18 protein-coding genes are annotated in these 20,093 nt (G+C 48.1%); 8 read left to right on the top strand and 10 right to left on the bottom strand.

All coding sequences use genetic code 11. The features are described 5' to 3' along the window. Positions 1-284: 284 nt before the first annotated feature. Positions 285-2,156, bottom strand: a complete 1,872-nt coding sequence (locus H6G89_RS30580; protein WP_190513809.1) for a hypothetical protein — start codon at positions 2,154-2,156, stop codon at positions 285-287. A gap of 589 nt (positions 2,157-2,745) precedes the next feature. Between H6G89_RS30580 and H6G89_RS30575 the strand changes: the two genes are divergently transcribed. The 3 genes from H6G89_RS30575 to H6G89_RS30565 all read left to right on the top strand — a co-directional run bounded on the left by H6G89_RS30575 (position 2,746) and on the right by H6G89_RS30565 (position 6,658). Further along, a complete protein-coding gene (locus H6G89_RS30575) occupies positions 2,746-5,472 on the top strand; it encodes an NACHT domain-containing protein (RefSeq protein WP_190513808.1) in 2,727 nt (908 codons plus the stop codon). A 112-nt stretch (positions 5,473-5,584) separates the two neighbouring features. Next, the gene (locus H6G89_RS30570; RefSeq protein ID WP_190513807.1) at positions 5,585-6,232 is read left to right on the top strand and encodes a hypothetical protein; all 648 of its coding nucleotides are present in this window, start codon (positions 5,585-5,587) and stop codon (positions 6,230-6,232) included. Positions 6,233-6,310: 78 nt separating this feature from the next. Continuing rightward, complete coding sequence (locus H6G89_RS30565) at positions 6,311-6,658, top strand: HNH endonuclease (protein WP_199337022.1); 348 nt, start codon at positions 6,311-6,313, stop codon at positions 6,656-6,658. Positions 6,659-6,675: 17 nt separating this feature from the next. Here H6G89_RS30565 and H6G89_RS30560 read toward each other — a convergent pair whose 3' ends face one another. The 3 genes from H6G89_RS30560 to H6G89_RS30550 form a co-directional block, all read right to left on the bottom strand. Continuing rightward, positions 6,676-7,002, bottom strand: coding sequence for a hypothetical protein (locus H6G89_RS30560; protein WP_190513806.1), 327 nt, complete (start codon positions 7,000-7,002; stop codon positions 6,676-6,678). Between the two features lie 12 nt (positions 7,003-7,014). Then, positions 7,015-7,290 carry a hypothetical protein gene (locus tag H6G89_RS30555; RefSeq protein ID WP_190513805.1) on the bottom strand — a complete coding sequence of 92 codons (276 nt, stop codon included), beginning with the start codon at positions 7,288-7,290 and terminating at the stop codon, positions 7,015-7,017. Positions 7,291-7,422: 132 nt separating this feature from the next. After that, complete coding sequence (locus tag H6G89_RS30550; RefSeq protein ID WP_190513804.1) at positions 7,423-8,418, bottom strand: tyrosine-type recombinase/integrase; 996 nt, start codon at positions 8,416-8,418, stop codon at positions 7,423-7,425. 109 nt (positions 8,419-8,527) lie between these two features. On the opposite strand from H6G89_RS30550, the gene H6G89_RS30545 reads away from it, so the two are divergent. After that, positions 8,528-8,686 (top strand): hypothetical protein, encoded by a 159-nt coding sequence (locus H6G89_RS30545; RefSeq protein WP_190513803.1) that lies wholly within the window; start codon positions 8,528-8,530, stop codon positions 8,684-8,686. Here the strand turns inward: H6G89_RS30545 and H6G89_RS30540 are convergent. From H6G89_RS30540 to kdpA, 5 genes are read right to left on the bottom strand one after another with little or no spacing between them, the layout of a single operon-like run. Beyond that, entirely contained in the window at positions 8,683-9,822 is a 1,140-nt protein-coding gene (locus H6G89_RS30540; RefSeq protein WP_190513802.1) for a universal stress protein, read from the bottom strand. The genes H6G89_RS30545 and H6G89_RS30540 overlap by 4 nt on opposite strands. 3 nt (positions 9,823-9,825) lie before the next feature. Then, a complete protein-coding gene (gene kdpC / locus H6G89_RS30535) occupies positions 9,826-10,428 on the bottom strand; it encodes a K(+)-transporting ATPase subunit C (protein ID WP_190513801.1) in 603 nt (200 codons plus the stop codon). Continuing rightward, the gene (locus H6G89_RS30530) at positions 10,428-10,709 is read right to left on the bottom strand and encodes a potassium-transporting ATPase subunit F (RefSeq protein WP_190513800.1); all 282 of its coding nucleotides are present in this window, start codon (positions 10,707-10,709) and stop codon (positions 10,428-10,430) included. The genes kdpC and H6G89_RS30530 overlap by 1 nt, the downstream gene beginning before the upstream one ends. 22 nt (positions 10,710-10,731) lie before the next feature. Next, the gene (gene kdpB / locus H6G89_RS30525) at positions 10,732-12,885 is read right to left on the bottom strand and encodes a potassium-transporting ATPase subunit KdpB (protein WP_190513799.1); all 2,154 of its coding nucleotides are present in this window, start codon (positions 12,883-12,885) and stop codon (positions 10,732-10,734) included. A 15-nt stretch (positions 12,886-12,900) separates the two neighbouring features. After that, a complete protein-coding gene (kdpA, locus tag H6G89_RS30520; RefSeq protein WP_190513839.1) occupies positions 12,901-14,598 on the bottom strand; it encodes a potassium-transporting ATPase subunit KdpA in 1,698 nt (565 codons plus the stop codon). Between the two features lie 371 nt (positions 14,599-14,969). On the opposite strand from kdpA, the gene H6G89_RS30515 reads away from it, so the two are divergent. Next, positions 14,970-16,073: a sensor histidine kinase gene (locus tag H6G89_RS30515; RefSeq protein ID WP_190513798.1), complete on the top strand. Its 1,104-nt coding sequence runs from the start codon at positions 14,970-14,972 to the stop codon at positions 16,071-16,073. A gap of 1 nt (position 16,074) precedes the next feature. Continuing rightward, positions 16,075-16,773, top strand: coding sequence for a response regulator (locus H6G89_RS30510; RefSeq protein ID WP_190513797.1), 699 nt, complete (start codon positions 16,075-16,077; stop codon positions 16,771-16,773). Here the strand turns inward: H6G89_RS30510 and H6G89_RS30505 are convergent. Beyond that, positions 16,770-17,108, bottom strand: coding sequence for a YnfA family protein (locus H6G89_RS30505; RefSeq protein ID WP_190513796.1), 339 nt, complete (start codon positions 17,106-17,108; stop codon positions 16,770-16,772). The genes H6G89_RS30510 and H6G89_RS30505 overlap by 4 nt on opposite strands. Positions 17,109-17,221: 113 nt before the next feature. Between H6G89_RS30505 and H6G89_RS30500 the strand changes: the two genes are divergently transcribed. Beyond that, positions 17,222-17,464: a helix-turn-helix domain-containing protein gene (locus H6G89_RS30500; protein WP_190513795.1), complete on the top strand. Its 243-nt coding sequence runs from the start codon at positions 17,222-17,224 to the stop codon at positions 17,462-17,464. Next, a partial coding sequence (locus tag H6G89_RS30495; protein ID WP_190513794.1) for a response regulator occupies positions 17,461-20,093 on the top strand: 2,633 nt, incomplete at its 3' end. The genes H6G89_RS30500 and H6G89_RS30495, both read left to right, overlap by 4 nt.

The following is a 20,093-nucleotide window of genomic DNA, read 5'->3' as shown; positions in this document are numbered from 1 at the left end:
ATGCTCGCAACTCAAGCAATCGTCATTCAGAAGATTTCGTTCTACAGCTTGTAGTGATTAGCTTCCAGAACGGATTGATTCAAAATTTGGTGGAGGGCGTATGCCCAGTTGAGGTGTTATTTTCAAAATTCATACCCACTTCCAAAATGAGGAGAATATCCAGGAAAACTCGCTCAAAAACCTTATGAAGAGATCCAATCAATTTAGCTTTGACAAGTTGAATCTCAAGAGAGAATCTCAGATGAAGCGAGGTTACTTAAAAGCAGAACTGTGCCGTTTGAGATCTATTTCTGGCGATGTCTACCGTAAATCACAGGCATATACTTATGTTCCAATGAAGAGAGTACAAGATACAAAAGCTGCCGATATGAAACCCACACAGGTTTTCCAAGTACAGCTTGTGTAGCAGATGAAATCGAGTTCTCCAGAATCCGCCGCAGAGATTCGCAAGTTAATGGCAGCCCAAAATTCTCAGGCTTAAATATGCCTATGTTGAAGAAGAAACTGTTGTGCTGCTCAAAGTTTGCCGTTGCTACAGAGTAAGCTTTGATCCGATTTTGCAAAGCATTAATCTGCTTCTCAAGACTCTTTTTGTATGCTTGTCCATCTTTGACTGTACCTGGCATATCTCCTTGGCACACGGCATCTAACCGCTGTTGCATTTTCTGTAAGGCATCTGGTTGGTATCCCCAAAAACTGAGCCAATCATTTAGAGATTGAAGTGCCTGTTCTGCTCTTGGTCTATATATTTGTGACCACTCATCAAGATCGTGAGTGATGACCTTTGGCAGTGGGTGTCCGAAAAACTTGTTGATACCGCAGTGACTATAGCGGCGAATTTCTTCAACATAACGAGGAGGCCTACGCTTATCTAATTGGCGAAAAATGTTGATCCCCTCAATGTATTGTTGGATTGTCGGTTTCATTTGAGGGTCACAAACCAGAGCTTTGACTAATATGTGAACTTGACGATTCCAAAGAATTTTTGCATGAGATTGTTTCTTACCTCTGGTTTGCCCTGTAGAGGAGTTTAGCTTTGCAACATAAGGCATGCCTTGCTGCCGTAAGTAAGGCAGAAGTTGTTTCAGCTCATCGTAAGTGATTTGCACATCCTTCCACTGAAGCCATTGACGGTCTTGCCGTTCTTGCCGGTAAAAGTGAGCGTATTCCTGTCTCAAATCCCTCAACTGATGAATAACTTTAATATCAGACCAATCACGTCGTTGTGCCCTGCCAAGATTTTGGATCTTCGCAACCCGGCCTGACCCAATTAGTAGCGTAATCAACTGAGCATGAGTTACTTGATTGTCTCTTGTGAACCATAGTCCATACTCGTGTAATAAGTCTGGATCGATCAGCATTTCCAAGGTTAGTTCTGATAGGCTATAACCTTTTTCCCGGACACACCAAGTCCAAAAACTACGAAATGCATATTCCTCATGTTTATAGGTAACCTCTCTGATCGGGTGAAATACTTGTCTGAAGAGCTTGTGTTTCCTTAGTTCTGCTTCAGAAGCCGATGGATTGAACTCACGTTCCTGTTGCTGAATCTGATTCCAGAGCATTCTGCCACCGTCCTGGCAAATCAGTTGATAGGCTTCTAGTTCTTGTAACAGTGCCGTTGGTAGCTCCTCCCTCTTGAGAATGTACGGTTCTCGTCGTGGCTGAGTAGCTGGCTTCTTAGATTGCATGCCGCGTGTTGGGACAATTCTAGGTACGCTCTCTGGAAACGACTCCTGCCACCATTGTTGTTGAATTAACCACTCAGCAAAGTGGAATACAGAAGAAGCATAGTCTCGCCGATTCGCTTCGTTCTCACCGCCTTCTACGATCGCCGCGTCAAAATGACGATTAAAAACAAACAGCACAAACCCAGGTAGGTTATTCTTTGGGTATGGCAGCATATCGGGCTGGTTAGAATTCTGTGTTATTTCCTTCTCATACCAGCGCAGGCACACCTCAATAAACTTCTGAAGGGTCAGTTTTGTCCAATTGTCATCAAAATCCTCTTTCGACTTGTTGCTACGTAACCCGATTGTCGGGAAAACATAGTTTTCATAAGCAGTTTGGACAGTTGCCAGGTCATCATTAACCTTCTGATCCTTTGCCGCTTGGGACCAATCCGTTAGGAATTGCATGAACGTCTTTTTCTCCACGAGATCTACTCCAGTGATGTGTTTCAGCGAGGGCTATTAGTAGGAATAATTGGCAGCACAAAGCAAGGGCAATGAATCCCTGTCATGGTTACAATCGATTTAACTATCAGAAAATCTGACTTCGTAAGTTATATTTACTTACTGAGATAAGAATTGAGAGCAACATGGCAAAACCTTGTCAGCAAGTGAGCACAGGTTTTATGAGAGAGGCTCTTATTGAATTCGAAGCAAGTAAACGTCACTTAAAACTTATCGAAATATTCAAACGGAAGTTGTCTTTAGAGCCAACTTAAATCAATGAAATTCCATAAGTCTCAGCCCTAATCAAGGAATTATCTAAAGCAAAGCATCAGAGAGATGTAAGTTGCTTCTGATAACACTCTCAATCTAAAAGAAAACATTCTGCTAAACCAGTCCAAATTAGCCCAATTAAGCTCACCCTTTGAGTCAGAAGTTTAAAAGCCTACAAGTCTTGCCTAGCAAGCGATTCAGCTACTACTACTCAATTAAGCGCAATTAGGAGGAGAAACAATCATCCCTTATTGGAAAAAATGATTACCCTTTAAGTGGTGCTACTTCACAACAGGGAATGGATAAGGATAAACGCTCTTCCCGGAGTAAAAAGAAAAAGCCACAAGGCTCCATTCAACGTGCCACTATGAGCGTTTACTTAACAGAGTCTGGCTTGAGAAGACTTAAAGGGGCGCGATCAACTTATTATCGGGGAGGGAAATCAGAGAGCGATCTTATTGATGCTGCTTCTACCTCAGCAAGCACATTGAAAAGATTTTTTCTTCGAGAGAACGTAGATTATGACACTGCAGTGGCGATCGCCATTGTATTAGGTTTAACTGAAGAGCAGTTTCACGAGTGCATAGAAGAACGTTGTCCTGGTCAAACTCCTGCATTTAAGGAACCGGAAGCACCTCCTGATATACCGGATCCACAATTAAATCTTTTGCTAGATAGAAGAGACTGCTTGTATCGGTCTTTGCAGGAGCAAACGAACAGACTCACAAGTTCGCCACTTCTAGGCGACACGGAACCAGGACGTGGCCGGAAAGACCTTTTCATACCTCTCCAAATTGTGAGAAGAGAAAAAAGCCCTCAGCATTTTTCTAGACTGCAACAGAATTCTTTTGAAACACCAGCAGAAGTCGATCGCGAAGAAATAACCGCTCTGGCTCTAGAAACTCTACTCAAGCAGTTGCTGGAAAATTTAGCGGATAGCCAATCGCCTGGTCTGCGAATTGCGATCGTTGGAGACACTGGCGCAGGAAAAACAACCTTTCTGCAAGAATTTGCTGAAAAGATATTTGAGCCACCTTCCGAACCGGAGTTTGGGCAACTTGCGAACTCAATAGCAATCTGGGTCTCCCTTGCAGATTTGAAAGAACCCCTGGAAGAGCATTTACTAGGGGAATGGCTTGAGACGGCACTCAAACAGCGACACATCGACAAGGAAACTGAAGACGCACTAGAAGATTTATGTCAGCGCAAGAAGGTATGGCTGCTGCTTGACGGATTAGATGAATATTCAAATTCCAGTGACTCTGTTTCCAAGTTACTCAAACAACTGAAAGGCTGGCTCAGCAACGCGCACGTTATTCTATCGAGTCGCCCTCACTTGTGGGCAGGAAGGCGTAACGAACTAGATGGATTTGAAATCTATCAAATCCTTGACCTCGGTCAGCCTGATTCTCCTAGCTCAGTCGATGCATTCCTCCATAAATGGTGGGCGAATGAACCTGAATTACTCAGTGCTTTCCGTTCTGAGTTGCATGATCCAAGGAATGAACAAGTCCGGGATCTAGCCAAAAATCCACTGCTTCTGACTCTACTGTGCAAAACTTGGGAGATCTTGCGGAGACCCATGCCATCAACCAAAGCTGGGTTATACAAAGAGTTCGTCGAAGCGGTCGATAGTTGGAAACGCCCTACATTATCTACCGCTGATGCACAGCCAGAAGAACTTTACTCAGCCTTACCCAGGCTCGCATGTACAGCGATCGATGGAGGTTCTCATTTCTGGATACAGGAAGAATTAGTCAAGGAGATCCTCAGTCCACAATTATTAGGTCTTGCAACTGGTATCGGTTGGCTCAAACCAATGCAGGTCGTAACGGAGAGGCAGATAGAAAACGCCTATGCCTTCATCCACTCCTCTTTTCAGGAATATTTTGCGTCCCTCGCTGTCCGCAGTCGAGACTTTTTTCTTCCTTGCGATCACCAAAACAAGCCTGTGAAGGACGAGACGAATCCAGACCAGTACAAGCCCTACCGAGTTTTTGATCCTCATTGGAGAGAGGTTATTTTATTTTGGTTAGGACGGAATCCTAGAGAAATAACAGCAGCAGAAAAAGACCAATTCATGTGGTCAGTGTTGCAATTTGATGATGGATGCGAAAACCTCTTCGATCGAACACGCATATACACGCTTACTGATGAAGGGCGTAATGTGTTTGATGGTTGTAGTCTTAACGAAGTAACTTCTGAAGACAAAGAAGCTAGTCCAACAGTTTTATTTTATGACGAGTGGGACGATATATCTCACGTCTGGAGTGACGAAGCATGGCTGTATAACGTTAAACAATATCGTGAGAAGTTAACGAAGTTTTTAGGGTACTGGATGCATTCCGAAAACTGTATAAACGAACCTCCTGATATTGATCCTTCATCGCTTTCGGACTTTGATTACATGGTTCATATGGTTCAATTTACAACACATAAGCTCAATCCTGGATACAAGCTATATCAGAAGGCCAAAAATCAAGTTGAACAACTGAAGACTTTGCGTAGGGAAGAACTTGAAGCGATCGACGGTTTTGAATTTCGAGATTTAGTAAAGAGGTTGAATAATAGCAAAGATCCGTTTATTCGTGGCAGAGTCGTCAATAATTTAATAAACAAACATCTCATTAGTGAAGACGCAATTGCTGTCTTAATTAAGCATTCTGGAACCAGCTTTAACCTTAACTTTATGCGTTCAATTGCGTGGATTCTTGCTCAATGCAGTATCAACCAGACAGATGTGGTTAAAGCAATGGCTTCTCTGCTTACTCGGTGCAACGATAAATTTGTTCAAGTGGCGATCGCTGACTACTTCTACGATTTAATGGTTGACTCATCTACCACAACTGAGCTGTTAAAACTCATTATTGGAGGGTCAAACTATGGTTACAAGCAACAGGGGGAACGAAACCCAGATTGTGCACATTATTTTCGTCATATCATTGTGCGTTGCTCTAGCAGGATGAGCTATACCGAGTTCTACGACTCCTGGCACAAGCCTACTGTTGTTCTACAACAGTCATAACTTTCATAAATTCTGATTGGATTGTCACCGTGACAGGATTCACTCGACTGTATTTTAGGTGAAACATTTTAATGATGGTTGTGAACAGCATTGATTCATAAACGGAAAATAGATGACAACTTCTGATAATTCCACCGTTAATCCCACAGTCGGTAATTCAGCCAAGGTTCAGGTAAAAATTGAGGGCACTCGTCCCTTACTGTGGAATCATTTCGGTCCTCATGTGCTCTCACTTGACCCTCAAGAAAGGAGTGGCGTTGCAGGAAATGATCCCGACGAATGGCGGCGATCAGTGTTAATGACACCGGAACGAGAGCTTTACATCCTACCCAGCGCCGTCTTTAAGTGTCTACGCGAGGGAGGCCGATTTATCAAGCAGGGCAGAACTAGCCTGGAAAAGTTTGTAACCGCTACGGTGCGAGTTCCAAGCAAGGCGATCATAGTTCAAGGTCGGTTTGTCCCTAGAAACCCAGAGCATTTACGTGATGGTATTTTCCAAGAAGAAATGCCCGAAGTTTTTGTTGATGTGTCGCCGGTGGTAAATCCGAGCACGAAAAACAGAAATATTCGATACCGAGTGAGCACTGCCCCTGGCTGGCAATGCAGTTTTGGGATTCAGTTTGACAAGACGATTGTATCTCGTAGCCAAATGGAAAGTATTTGTGTACAGGCTGGAGAATTTGTGGGATTAGGTGACGGGCGAAGCATGGGATTAGGGAGGTTCAAAATCCTCGCCTTCGAAGAGCCTGATTCGTCCTAAGGCGAATCAGGGCGAGCCATGGCTCGACTAGGCTAGGCGCGTCCCGCCTCGGCCTGCCCCGACAGGGTATGACTCGGCATGCTGCGACAAGACACGGCACGGTTATTAAAGGTTATGGGTAAAACCAAACGTCAGCACAAAGCCGAGTGGAAAAAAACGCGGAAGCGCATTTGGGAGCGAGATCAAGGAAAGTGCCAGGGACCTTACTGTATCGATACTTTGCCCTACTCACTCCCACTCTGGCAGGCGGATATTGATCACATTGTCGAGTTATCAAACGGTGGTAGTAACCGCGATCGCAACTTGCGTGTATTGTGTCGGCGCTGCCATGTACTTCGCGCCAGTCATGCCCACCAGGGAATGATCGCTCGCGCGTTAAAGCAAGGTTTAATTCCTGCTGATTGGCGTCCCTTAGTTTGGGAATAGCAGTGCTTTCTCATCCATCAATTGTGTTCAGCGGTTCCTGCCACCTCGAAGCGATATTCTAAAGCCAGACTCATCAATGCGATCGCCTGCAGAATTGCTGCGCGATCGCATTGTTTACATCGATTGAATAATTGAATCGCATCAATATTTGAATTAGCTTCTATGATCAGTTTTAGCGTAATTGTGATTGCTTTCACATCTTGGAGATAAGCCTGATACAGGAAGAAAGCAGCGCAGTATCGAGCGTCATAAATTAGTTCCCCGTCAATCTCGATCGGAGGCGCAAATAAGGGGTAATTGAAGAGGGGAGGAAACGGCGGTAATTCTCTTGGATATTGGTTCACAGCATCTTCTCCTTAGACCGTTTCCTGAAGATGCAGGTTCAGTTGATTGGAAATCGCCTCTACAATTCTTTTATTTTTCAGATCCCCCAGTGCCTTGTAAAAGTCCCCCGCACTGAGATTCCAGCGATCGCAAAAAGCATCCACGTCAATCTGCGGGTTGAGTTTCCCTGGGTAATCAATCTGCAATGCAAAGTACAGGTAGTCGCGATCGCTTGAAAGTAATTTGCGATCGCGAATTTTCATAAGTTCCTCGCGATCGAGCCAGTATCCTGCTTGCGTTTGCCGCATAACCACTAGTACAAAAGTTCGTTATCCATTAGTTTAAAGGCTGAAGCCTTTTTTCCCATCAAAGTCTTGTCACCATGACAGGACTTCCATCAAAGGGGTAGTTACGGCTTGATATTAGCAGCGCACATCTATCTACAGGTTCTCATCGCTTTCCCCAATCGCCTTCAGACACGCCTCCGCAGCCGCCTGCTTAAACACCCCTTTGGTGTAACGCTGAAACACCTTGTCGCTTTTAATTCCCATCAACTCTTTGCCAAACAGTGGGTCAACGCCTCGCCGCGTTACCTCCGTCCCAAACGTATGCCGGAACCGGTGGGGCTTCACATCTTCCACCCCTGAGATCGCCCCCAGCTTCTTCACCATCCGGTGCAACCCTTTGTAGCCCAACCGATGCCCTGCACTCTTTGGGTCCTGTGCCAGAAACATCGGACTCTCCAGCAGTGGCTCAAACAGTCCCCCTTGCTGCCGTCGCCACTCCAGATAAGCCTCCAAATGAGATCGTGCCTCTCGACTCAATGGAACCTCCGACACATTCTGCCCCTTCGAGCGATGAACCTTCAAAATCTTGCCGTTCCAATGCTCCACATTCAGAGCAGACGCTTCCGATGCCCGTAGTCCATGACTGAGCACCGCAATGATCGCCCGATCGCGTATCCGAGTTTTTTCCTCCAGTTCCAGCACCGCCCACAGTTGGCTCAAGTCCTCCGCCTCGATGTGGTCTGCCTGGAGTTCCGGCTGCCGCTCCAGATCGATCGCATCCGTCGGCAGTGGCTGATTCATTGGGTAGCCATTGCTGCGCCGGAGCCACTGGTAGAAGGATCGCAGAGTATTCAACGCATGATTAATCGAGGTCGGCTTCAACCCCTTCAGCTTCAACTCCCGCCGATACTTGCCGATATCGCTGGGCGTTACGTCCAACCAGGACTTATCGCACCAGGCGGCAAATCGTACTAACTGCCCCCGGTAGGTACGCTGCGTGTTGTCCGCCTTCCCCGTCTGGCGCAGAAACTCCTCAATCTGCCAGTGCCTAAGGTCTGGTGGTTCTGCCCGTCGAGGCTCCTCTACCTTGCCGCCCTGGAGCGGCACAATCACGATGGGCAAAAACGGGTCAGCGGGGGATGGAGACATGGAGATCGCGGGAGTTAGGTGGATTTCTGATAGAGATAATTGCACTTATCTCTATCTGATTATTCTCAGACTATTATTGCGACTCCCTGCAAATAGAACCGTTTCAGGCATGATAGAGGGGCTTTCTGGAACAGGGGCAGATGGGGCGATCGCCCATCACATTGCCAAACTCCACAACGGCGCGATTCATGCTGATAATACAGGAAAAGGGAAAGGGGCAATCTTTAGCGTCAAGTTACTATTACTTGAATCAGTAGCTTCTTATTAAGAACCTTGTTTATCAGTTGCGATAATGTGAACATCAATGTTTTTGAGCGATCGCAACAATTTATGAGTCAGTGAACCGCTCAGCATCAGTTTCCAACGCGATCGTTGACTTTCACCAATCACAATTTGAGTAATGTAATAGTTTTTTGCAACGTCTGCGATCGCCTTCGCTTTGTCATAGTTTGTCACTCGGATAAATTCTCCACCAAACTCTTTACAGAGCCTTTCGCAAGTTTCAACATGCAAACTCTCTGCTTTAGTGAGGAAGCGATCGGGATCATCCACAAACAAACAGTAGAAGGGAGCGTGCATATATCCGGCAATTCGGGCACCGCGTCGAATTAGCTGAATTGCATTGGGATAGGTTGAAACGCAAACGAGAACTCGCTCATGGATATTGCAAAAAGGAGCATCTGCTTTACTTCCATTCGATGCTTCCTCCAGAGCATCTTCTTCAATATTGTCAGCAACCTCTCGTAAGGCTAATTCACGTAAGGCAATCAGATTACGCCGTTGGAAGAAGTTTTGCAGCGATTGGTCAACTTTTTCAGGGGCGTAGATTTTACCGTCTTTGAGGCGATCTTCTAGTGTCTCTGGTGTGACATCAATCACGACTACTTGATCGGCTTCTTCCAGCAAGCGATCGGGGATTCGCTCCCGCACCACAACCCCTGTAATTCGAGCAACCAAGTCATTCAAGCTTTCTAAATGCTGGATATTGACGGTTGAAAAAACATCAATTCCTGCTGCCAACACAACTTCTACATCCTGATAGCGTTTTTCTCGCTGAGAACCGGGGACATTGGTATGGGCAAGTTCATCAATCAGAACCAGTTGCGGTTGGCGAACCAAGATCCCATCTGTGTCCATTTCAGACAAAATAACGCCAGAACAGTTAATTTGCTGACGGGGCAATGTTTCCAGCCCTTCTGCCCGTTGTGCGGTCTCCTGCCGATTATGGGTTTCGAGTAACCCAATTACCACGTCAATGCCTTCCTGTCGGAGGCGATGCCCCTCTTCAAGCATTCGGTAGGTTTTACCGACACCGGGAGCCATCCCAATAAAAATTTTGTGCTTGCCCCGATGGGCAGGGCGAATGTAGGTGCTGTCAGGTGAGGGATTGGACGAGTGATACATAGATTAGCTGCTTAATGCATCGAGAGCCAGATTAAGCCTCAGCACGTTCACCCCTGGTTCACCAAAGATGCCTAAAAAGCGACCATCTGTGTTCTGATTAATCAGATCTTGGAGTTGGTTGGGTTGCAGACCCCGTGCCGTTGCTACCCGTGTAATCTGCGCTCTAGCAGCTTCCGGTGTGATATGGGGGTCAAGGCTGGAACCAGAGGTGTAAACCAAATCGGCGGTGGGTTCAATACCGGACTGTTTCAGTTGAGTCGTGCTTTCCTGAACTCGCTTGAGCAGATCAGGATTAGACGGAGCCAAATTGCTTGCGCCTGACACGCCCGTTTTGAGAATGCCAGCTTCGTCTGCATTCGGGTTAGCGGTGCTGTAGTTGGTGGTGCTGGGGCGACTGTTGAAGTAGCGATCGCTCGTAAATGGCTGTCCAATCAAGGCTGAACCAATAGGCTGCCCCTGAGTATTCGTCAAAATACTACCGTTTGCCTGGAAGGGAAAAGCCAGTTGTCCAAAAGCAACCATCATCAGTGGATAAATCAGAGCAGTGATGACCCAGAGTACCAGGGTCGATCGAATGGCTCTACCTGCCTCGCGTGCAAAACTCATTAGAACTTCTCCGGTACAAACATGACAAAGAACAAATAAACGGAAAGCGCCACAGTTCCCAGTCCTAGTAGCCCTAACGACCAGGCTTGAGTGCGAGTGAATTCATTGCCACTGGCAGCATAAACAACAGGGGCAACAACCAGGTTGAAACACAAAGCCAGGAATAAATACAGTGGTAGCTTTTGCCTGCGCCATTCTGACCAGACTTCTGAAACCGCCTCAAGGGATTGAGAGGTTATTTCCAGCGATGGAAGGGATGGTTTTAGAGAATTGAGTTTCATTGGTAGAAAAGTTTTTGAAGGGTTAGGACAAAGGCAAGATTAAATCGAGCGCTTTAATCGCGATAAACGGCGCAATAATGCCGCCCAAGCCGTAAATTAAAATGTTGCGTCGCAGCAGTTGATCGGCAGTGAGTGGACGGAACTGTACACCCCGTAAAGCCAGGGGAATGAGAACAGGAATAATCAAAGCGTTGTAGATCAGGGCAGAGACGATCGCAGACTGGGCACTCTTTAAGCCCATAATGTTCAGTGCTCCAATTCCAGCCGCTGCAAAGATGGTGGGAATAATGGCAAAGTATTTAGCGATGTCGTTGGCAACAGAGAACGTTGTCAACGCGCCACGGGTGATGAGTAACTGTTTGCCGATCGTTACCAGGTCAATGAGTTTCGTTGGATCAGAGTCCAGATCCACCATGTTGGCGGCTTCTTTGGCGGCTTGTGTGCCGGAGTTCATTGCCAGTCCCACATTTGCTTGAGCCAGTGCGGGTGCGTCATTGGTGCCATCTCCGGTCATGGCAACGAGTTTGCCCTGCGATTGTTCAGTGCGAATCACGTCAATCTTATCTTCGGGGGTGGCTTCCGCAATGAAGTCATCGACTCCCGCTTCCTGGGCAATGACAGAAGCCGTGATGCGGTTATCGCCAGTCAGCATGATGGTTTTGACACCCATCCGCCGGAGTTGATCAAACCGCTCTCTTAGTCCGGGTTTTACGATGTCTTTGAGGTAGATTACGCCGTAGATATCGTCGCCCTGGCAAACAGCGAGGGGGGTTCCGCCCAAGCGAGACACTCGCTCATAGGCTTCATCCAGGCTTGAGGGAACTTGACCACCGCGCGATCGCACAAAGCCTTTAATCGCATCCACCGCTCCCTTGCGGTACTCCTTACTATCCAGGTCAGTGCCGCTCATGCGAGTCCGGGCAGAGAACTCGATGCCTTCGGCGGGTTGCCCATCCAGATCAAATCTTGCCCCTAACTTTTGGGCTAACTGAACGATTGATCGCCCTTCTGGAGTTTCATCAAACATACTCGCCGCTAAACAAACATCAGCGACTTCCTGTACAGAATGACCATTGACGGGGATAAACTCGTCAGCCAAACGGTTTCCTAGCGTAATCGTGCCCGTTTTATCCAAAACGAGAGTATTCACATCACCGCAAGCTTCTACGGCTCGTCCAGAGGTGGCGATCACATTGAACTGAGCCACCCGATCCATCCCGGCAATACCGATCGCGCTCAACAGTCCGCCAATCGTTGTGGGAATCAGAGCTACCAGTAGGGAAATCAGAATCGCAATACTGGTTCCAGCCCGTAAGCTGTTGCCCGTTGCGGCTCCTGCCACGCTGTCTAAAAAGCCAGCGATGTAACCAGAAATAGAGGGAGTCGTAGCGACAACAATCAGAAACACCTGAGTCAACACTGCCAGCAGCACCGTCAACGCAATTTCGTTGGGGGTTTTGGTACGTTCGGCTCCTTCGACCAGAGAAATCATGCGATCGATAAAGCCCTGACCGGGATCAGAGGTAATTCGCACCGTCAGTTCATCGGAAAGTAGACGAGTTCCCCCGGTAACAGAACTGGCAATATCGGTGCCTGGTTGTTTCAGAACCGGAGCCGATTCTCCAGTAATCGCTGATTCATCCACCGAGCCAATGCCCTGAATTACCTCACCATCCGCAGGAATCATATCTCCTGCAACAACTTTTACCTGATCACCGCGCCGCAACTCGGTGGAACTGACTTCCTGAATCTTGCCATCGGGTAGTAGCTTCCGGGCGATCGTGTCAGAACGGGTCGATCGCAAGGCATCTGCCTGTGCTTTTCCCCGCCCCTCTGCAACCGCTTCGGCAAAGTTGGCAAATAGAACGGTGAAAAACAGGATGAAAGTAATAATGCCGTTGAGTAACCGCTGTTGTCCTACATCTGCCTGAACCGTCCCAAACAGATTGGGATTAATCGTAACCAGCAAAGTGACGATCGTGCCCAGCCACACTACAAACATGACTGGATTTCGCACTGCCACTTTCGGGTTCAATTTGACAAAAGATTCTCGAATGGCGCGTTGGTACAATCCTTTGCGATCGGCTTTGGGGGTATGTTTGCGATCGCCTCTACGACCACTAGGAACCCGAATCGGGTGAGAGGTCGATGGAGAAGGCTCGTTTCTAGTTTTCATAAATTCTCAGAACTCCTACCCAATTCCTTTGACAATTTGAAAAGCCTCTGCAACTGGACCTAATGCCAGTGCGGGGAAGAAGGTCAGTGCGCCCAAAATCAGAATCACGCCAGCGGTTACTCCGGTAAACAAACCCGTATCAGTACGTAAGGTTCCTGCTGTTGCGGGGACAGGTTGCTTGCGGCTCATACTATCTGCCAACAGCAGCAATGCCACGATCGGAATGTAGCGTCCTGCCAGGAGGCTAAAGCTGGTACTCAAATTCCACCAGAGGGTTCCATCACCAAGTCCCTCAAAGCCAGAGCCATTGTTTGCTGCGGCAGAAGCGTACTCGTAGATCACTTGAGACAATCCATGAAATCCAGGGTTGCTGATGCCTGCCAATTGCTCAGGAAATGCCAGAGTGATAGCTGCGGGAATGAGGATGGCGATCGGGTGAACCAGCAAAATTAGAAAACTTGCCAGCACCACTTCCCGTTTCTCAATCTTACGTCCCAAAAATTCAGGTGTGCGCCCTACCATCAAACCTGTGACAAATACTGCCAGAATCAGGTAGGCAAAGAGATACGCTGTTCCCGTTCCCTGTCCACCAAACACAATTTGCAGAAACATATTGGACAGAGTGACAAAGCCCCCATTCGGCATGAAGGAATCATGCAAGCTGTTCACCGCTCCACACATAGTGGCGGTGGTAAACACTGCAAATAAGGCAGACTGTGCCCAACCAAAGCGAACTTCCTTACCTTCCAGGTTGGGAGCCTGACCAGCCAGCAAAGCATTCACCGCAGGATTACCCTGATACTCACCGATCGCTGTAATCACAATGAAAACTACCAAAATTGCGAACGGAATGCTGAATACTAACCAGGCTTGCTTGAGATTATTAGCAAAAATGCCATAGGTAATAACCATCGAAGTTGGAATGGAGAGCATGGCAACCAGTTCAATGAGATTGGTAAAACCATTCGGATTCTCAAACGGGTGTGCTGAGTTGATGCCAAAGAAACCACCCCCGTTCTCACCTAACTCCTTAATAATCTCGAAGTGAGCCACGGGACCACGGGCGATCGCCTGACTGACTCCCGGATTCTCTAAAGTCGGGACGATCGCTGGACTTGCCAGGGTTTCAGGAATTCCTGCGGCAATTAAAACAATGGCACCCACAATACTGATTGGCAGCAGAATTCGAGTGATAGACTGAATTAAATCAACGTAGAAGTTACCCAGCGGTCTACCTGTTAACCCTCGAATGAAGGCGATCGCCACTGCAATGCCTGTTGCTGCCGAGGTAAACATCATGAAGCCTAAAGCCGCAAACTGGCTGAAATAGCTATAGGTCGTTTCACCCGAATAATGTTGCTGATTGGTGTTCGTGACAAAAGAAATGGCGGTGTGCAAAGCCAGATCCCAGGATGGCGCACTCAAGCCCGTCGGATTAAAGGGCAACACTCCCTGAAACATGAAGATTAGGTAGATGAACACCAGCATTGCCAGGTTGCTATACAATACCGCCCGCGCATATTGCCAGCCTGTCATCTCCTCTCTTGCTCGAACTCCACCGAGCGAAAAAAGGATTCTCTCCATAGGATTCAGCACGGAGTCAAGAATAGTGCGCTGTCCCATGAATACACGAGCCATATATCGACCGAAGAATGGCGTAATTGCCACTACGATCAGCAGCGTTAATGCAATTTGAATCCATCCTTGCAACATGAGTAATGTAACTCCGACATCAGTAAATAAGCTGTTGCTGAAGCGATGAGTGATTAAGTACCTGAGCATTGATCGGGAACTAGCAAATCAACTCTTCAACTGTCCCTACTCACTGATAGTGAAACTCTGATCTAGGAATTACAAGGTATAGAGCAGCGTTTACTACAATTTTTGGATCACAGGTATAGTCCAAAATACGCAGTGTTTAGAAAGCGTTTAGAGAATGTTGGGGCTAGGTCTATGCCTGCAAATATAAATTTGCATTTGAACGCAGACTGTGCCTCATTTTCAGGTGATTCCACTTGAAAATCGCTAGACTTTTGAGAATAGGGTTGGCTCAACAACCATCTTTTCTGTTTCAGAGGAGCCAGATGCTGCAATTCCAAGGTGCTTTTCATTCAAAAGACTGGCATTTACGCACATTCTGGTTAGTGATGGGGCTTTTTGTTGTGGTTTTTTCCCTGGAGTTAGCAACCCCACCAGAGTATGTATTTGGCTACCTCTACATTGGTCCAATCCTGCTGGCAAGTGCCCATTTAAGCCGCAAAATCACTTTTCAAGCAACTCTGCTCGCCTGCGTTCTCACCCTCATCAATATCTGGCTTCCAGGAATTGCAACCGTTGAAGTTTCTACGATCGCCAGTCGTTTTATCGCCACATTGGCACTGGTCGTTACAGGTGTGTTGAGCGATCGCAATCGCCTTTATCAGCAGACGGTGCTACAACAGCAGGCGAAGTTAGAAGCCCACGAAAAGTTAGCCAGCATCCGGGAAGACTTTGCTTCAGCCCTGACCCACGATCTAAAAACTCCTTTACTGGGAGCAATTGAAACCCTAAAAGCTTTTCAACATGGCAGTTTTGGCTTAGTTGAATCAAGTCAACAGAAGGTTTTAGCAACCATGATGCGGAGCCATAAAACAACTTTGCAAATGGTTGAAACCCTGTTGGATGTCTACCGAAATGATAACGAAGGGTTGCAGTTGAATCTTGCTCCGGTCGATCTTGTCGAGGTTGCAGAAGAGGTTAAAGCCACGATGACCGATTTGGCAGCGAGTCGCCGGGTTCACATCTCCCTACATTATGGAGCATCCGACTTTCGTCAGTTCCTCTGGGTAAAAGGGGATACGTTACAACTTCAACGAGTCATGGCAAACCTACTCACAAATGCCATCAACCACTCCCCCCGTGGCGGACGGGTTGAGGTCGTTCTGGAACCTGGTTCCTCTTACCAAACGGTGAAGGTCACAGACAATGGTGCAGGTATCAAGTCCGATGAGCTTCCCCACCTGTTTGAACGGTTTTATCAGGGGCAGAGCGATCGGCAGGCAAAGGGTTCAGGGTTGGGACTTTACTTATCCCGGCAGATTGTAGAAGCTCACGGCGGTACAATTTGGGCAGAGAATCGGCACCCCACCGGAGCAATCTTTGCTTTTCGGCTACCGACTTTTCCGTATAATCCCTCCCTTTCTGCTTAAGATGGCATCTCCACCGCTCAAAATTCTTCTGGTTGAGGATGATGAACTCTTCCGTCTCGGCTTACGGGTACGACTGGAGCGAGAGTCAGGGCTGGAAATTGTGGCAGAGGCAGAAGATGGCGAGACGGCGATCGAGATTGTCAAAAGCCACTCGCTGAATATCGTTGTTCTCGATATTGGACTACCAGGACTGGGGGGAATTGAAGCCTGTCGGCAAATCAAGCAATTAGCTCCAGATCTTCCAGTTCTAGTACTGACCTCCCACACTCAAAAAGCACTGATTAACCGCATCATCGAAGTTGGGGCACAAGGCTACTGCCTCAAAGGTGCGCCATCACAGACTCTCATTCTGGCAATTCAATCAGTTGCAACTGGAGCCTCCTGGTGGGATTCTGCGGCGACAACTGAAATTCGGGCTGCTTTTGAAAATAATTCCAGTGCCACGCCAGCGAATAATGCAGACAACACTTCTCCTGTTCTGACTCGGCGAGAACAGGAAATCCTAGCGTTAATTGCCGATGGCAAAACGAATCAAGAAATTGCTGAAATGCTATATATTGCGCCAGGAACGGTACGAGTTCATGTTCATGCCATTCTCCAAAAACTAGACGTGCGCGATCGCACTCAAGCAGCCGTCATTGCCATCCAAAAAAAATTAATTGACCAGCAGCTACTATCCAGTCCCCCTTGTGCAGATTAAGTTCTAGGGGCGTACATGATGACCAGGACACCAGCCAGCGCGATCGTGCCTCCTAACCAGTCCATGCGATCGGGTATCACGTTATCTACTTTCCATCCCCAGATGATGGATAGGATGATGAAAATTCCGCCATAAGCGGCATAGGCTCGTCCGAAGTTGGCAGGTTGAAGTGTTGCTACAAATCCATAGGCAGTAAGTAAAAGTACTCCACCCAATGCCAACCAGCCACTTTTGCTTTCCCGTACCCACAACCAAACTAAGTATCCACCCCCGATTTCGCATAAGCCCGCCATGACGAAATAAAGCAGCGATCGCAGAATAACTATGTCACGCATTTGAACCCTTTAAATTTCCAGACATTGCCAGAATATCTCTATCTCTCCAGAGGGATAGAATGAAGCTATACCAGGTGATATAGCTAATAAATGCCATTTGAAGTAAGAATTCTATGTCTGCACTTAAGCAGTCAGAGTTAGCAGCTTTGGTACGAGAAACGCGGCAACGACTTGACCTCTCGCAAGTCAAATTTGCCGAAAAGCTGGGAGTTTCCTTTCAGAGCGTCAACCGTTGGGAAAACGGACGCACCAAGCCCATGCCAATCGCCTTGAAACAGATCGAACTGCTGCTACAGCAGATGGGAGAACAGGGCGCAGACATCCTGGCTCAATATTTCAGGAAACCGCAGCGATGACAGGTTCAGCACAAAGCAAAGCTGCCAACTCCATCTTTGCAAATGGTGGTGAAATGGGTGGGTTGATGAACTCGCTCGATTGGTCACAAACCCCCGTTGGGACAGTGCAGTGCTGGTCACAAAGCCTCAAATCGCTGGTCAAGACGCTGCTCACCTCGCGCTATCCAATGGTGCTAACCTGGGGAACGGAGTTCACGCAGTTTTACAACGATGCCTACTCTCAGCTAATTGGTGATAAGCACCCAGCAGCCCTGGGAACCGATATCCGAGAAACTCTGGCAGAAGCCTGGGATACGCTCGGACCAATGATTCAGCGGGTGATGGCAACGGGGGTTGCCAATTGGACTCCAGCCTTGCCACTGGTTTTAGAACGTGCCGGGTATCGAGAAGAATCTTACTTCAGTGTGTCGCACGCCCCTGCTGAAGATGATGATGGGCAGATTGTGGGGATGCTGGCGGTTTGTAGCGAGGTGACGCAGCAAGTTTTAGGAGAACGGCGGCTGCGACTGTTGCGGGATCTGGCAACCCAAACGGGTGAAACGCGCAGTGTGCAGGATACGTGCCAGGACTTGATAAAGACGATCGCCACTCATCCCCTAGATGTACCATTTGCGCTGCTGTATTTACGCGAGCCGGATGGCAGAACGCTCACGTTGCAAGGAACCGGGGGGTTAACCGCAGACGAACAACTTTGTCCCCACTCCATTGATTTAAAGACCAATCACCCCCTCTGGTCGTTTGCACCTGTCGCGGCGGGTGAAACCATTCTGGTGGAAGAGTTGGATCAACACATGACCGTGCCTGGAGGGCCGTGGAATGAGCCAGTTCACACGGCGCTAATGATGCCGATCGCCTCTTCGGGGCAAACTGCACCGTTGGGTGTGCTGATCGCAGGGGTGAACCCTAATCGAGCCTTGGATGAAGGGTATCGATCGTTCTATGAGTTGTTAGTCGGACAGGTTTCCGTATCCATTCGCAATGCTCAGGCGTATGAGGAAGAGCGTCGCCGCGCTGAAATGCTAGCCGAACTCGATCAGGCAAAGACTACCTTTTTTTCAAACGTCAGCCACGAGTTTCGCACTCCCTTAACGTTGATGCTCAATCCGTTAGAGGAGGTGCTGCAAAGTAACCAGTTGCCCCCGGATGCACGAGAGCAGATCGCGATCGCCCAGCGCAATGCCCAGCGACTCCTCAAGCTGGTCAACACGCTGCTTGACTTTTCACGAATCGAAGCTGGACGCGCCCAAGCCCATTTTGAACCAACGGATCTTGCCACCTATACGGTTGAATTAGCCAGTCTGTTTCAGTCTGCCACGGAGCGAGCGGGGCTACGGTTGATTGTCGATTGTCCTCCGTTTCCCCGACCCATCTCTGTGGATCGGGATATGTGGGAAAAGATTGTGCTGAATCTGCTCTCGAATGCGTTTAAGTTCACGTTTGAGGGGGAAATTACCGTTTCGCTGCACACTGTTGGAAGCCAGGTCGAACTGATGGTGCGTGACACGGGCACTGGCATTCCAGCCGCCGATTTACCTCGATTGTTTGAGCGATTTCACCGAGTAGAAGGCGCAAAGGGACGCACGTTTGAAGGGACAGGCATCGGGCTATCGCTGGTGCAAGAACTGGTGCAGTTGCATGGAGGGGCTATCGCGGTTGAGAGTACTCTGGGTCACGGCAGTACGTTTCGAGTCCTGTTGCCGATGAACCCATCCCCTACTGTTGCCGTACAGGACGCTGGTGCAGCTTCGACTCTAGAGAATGGCTTTCACAATAATCAAGCTCAACTGACAGATAGTGCTGCATTCTATGTGCAAGAAGCGTCAAGCTGGCTGTGGGAGAACGATCGCGTTGATAAACCTTCCTCATCCTCAGCTTCTTCCACGGCTCGCGTTTTTCTGGTTGATGACAATGCCGATATGCGGAACTATCTGCACCGCATTTTGCGCGAGTTTTATCAGGTTGAGGTGTTTACCGAAGGATCATCCGCTCTCAACGCCGCCCGCGCAGCAACGCCTGATTTAATTCTGAGCGATGTAATGATGCCGGGAATGGATGGGTTTGAGTTGCTCCGGCAGTTGCGACACGATCCCCGAACGCGCGAAGTTCCCATTCTGCTGCTGTCTGCCCGTGCCAGAGAAGAATCAGCCGTGGAAGGGCTAAATGCTGGAGCCGATGACTATCTGGTTAAACCCTTTAGTGCCCGCGAACTGTTGGCACGAGTCGCTGTCAATGTGGAGTTGGGACGATCGCGTCAGACAGCGGCTCGTCGTCACCTCGATCAAATCTTATCGTCTGTCTCTGATTTCATTTTCACCTTTGATCTGGCAGGGCGATTTACCTATGCCAATCAACCCCTGCTTAACCTGTGGCAAAAAAACTTGACAGACATTGTGGGTCAAAACTTTTTTGACTTGGGCTACCCACCCGAACTAGCCGATCGCCTTCAACAGCAAATTCAACAGGTCATCACCACACGCCAACCCATTGAGGACGAAACCCCCTACACCAGTGCTTTGGGAACCAGCGTCTACGAATACATTTTTGTACCGCTGTTTGATGCAGAGGGCACAGTTGAAGCCGTGGCAGGGACGGGGCGTGACATTAGCGATCGCAAACAAGTAGAAATTGC

Origin of the sequence: Oscillatoria sp. FACHB-1407 (genome assembly GCF_014697545.1) — a bacterium.
In the GTDB taxonomy this organism is placed as follows: domain Bacteria; phylum Cyanobacteriota; class Cyanobacteriia; order Elainellales; family Elainellaceae; genus FACHB-1407.
The sequence above is the reverse complement of the archived record's forward strand: the minus strand, read 5'-3'. Positions and strand labels throughout refer to the sequence as shown.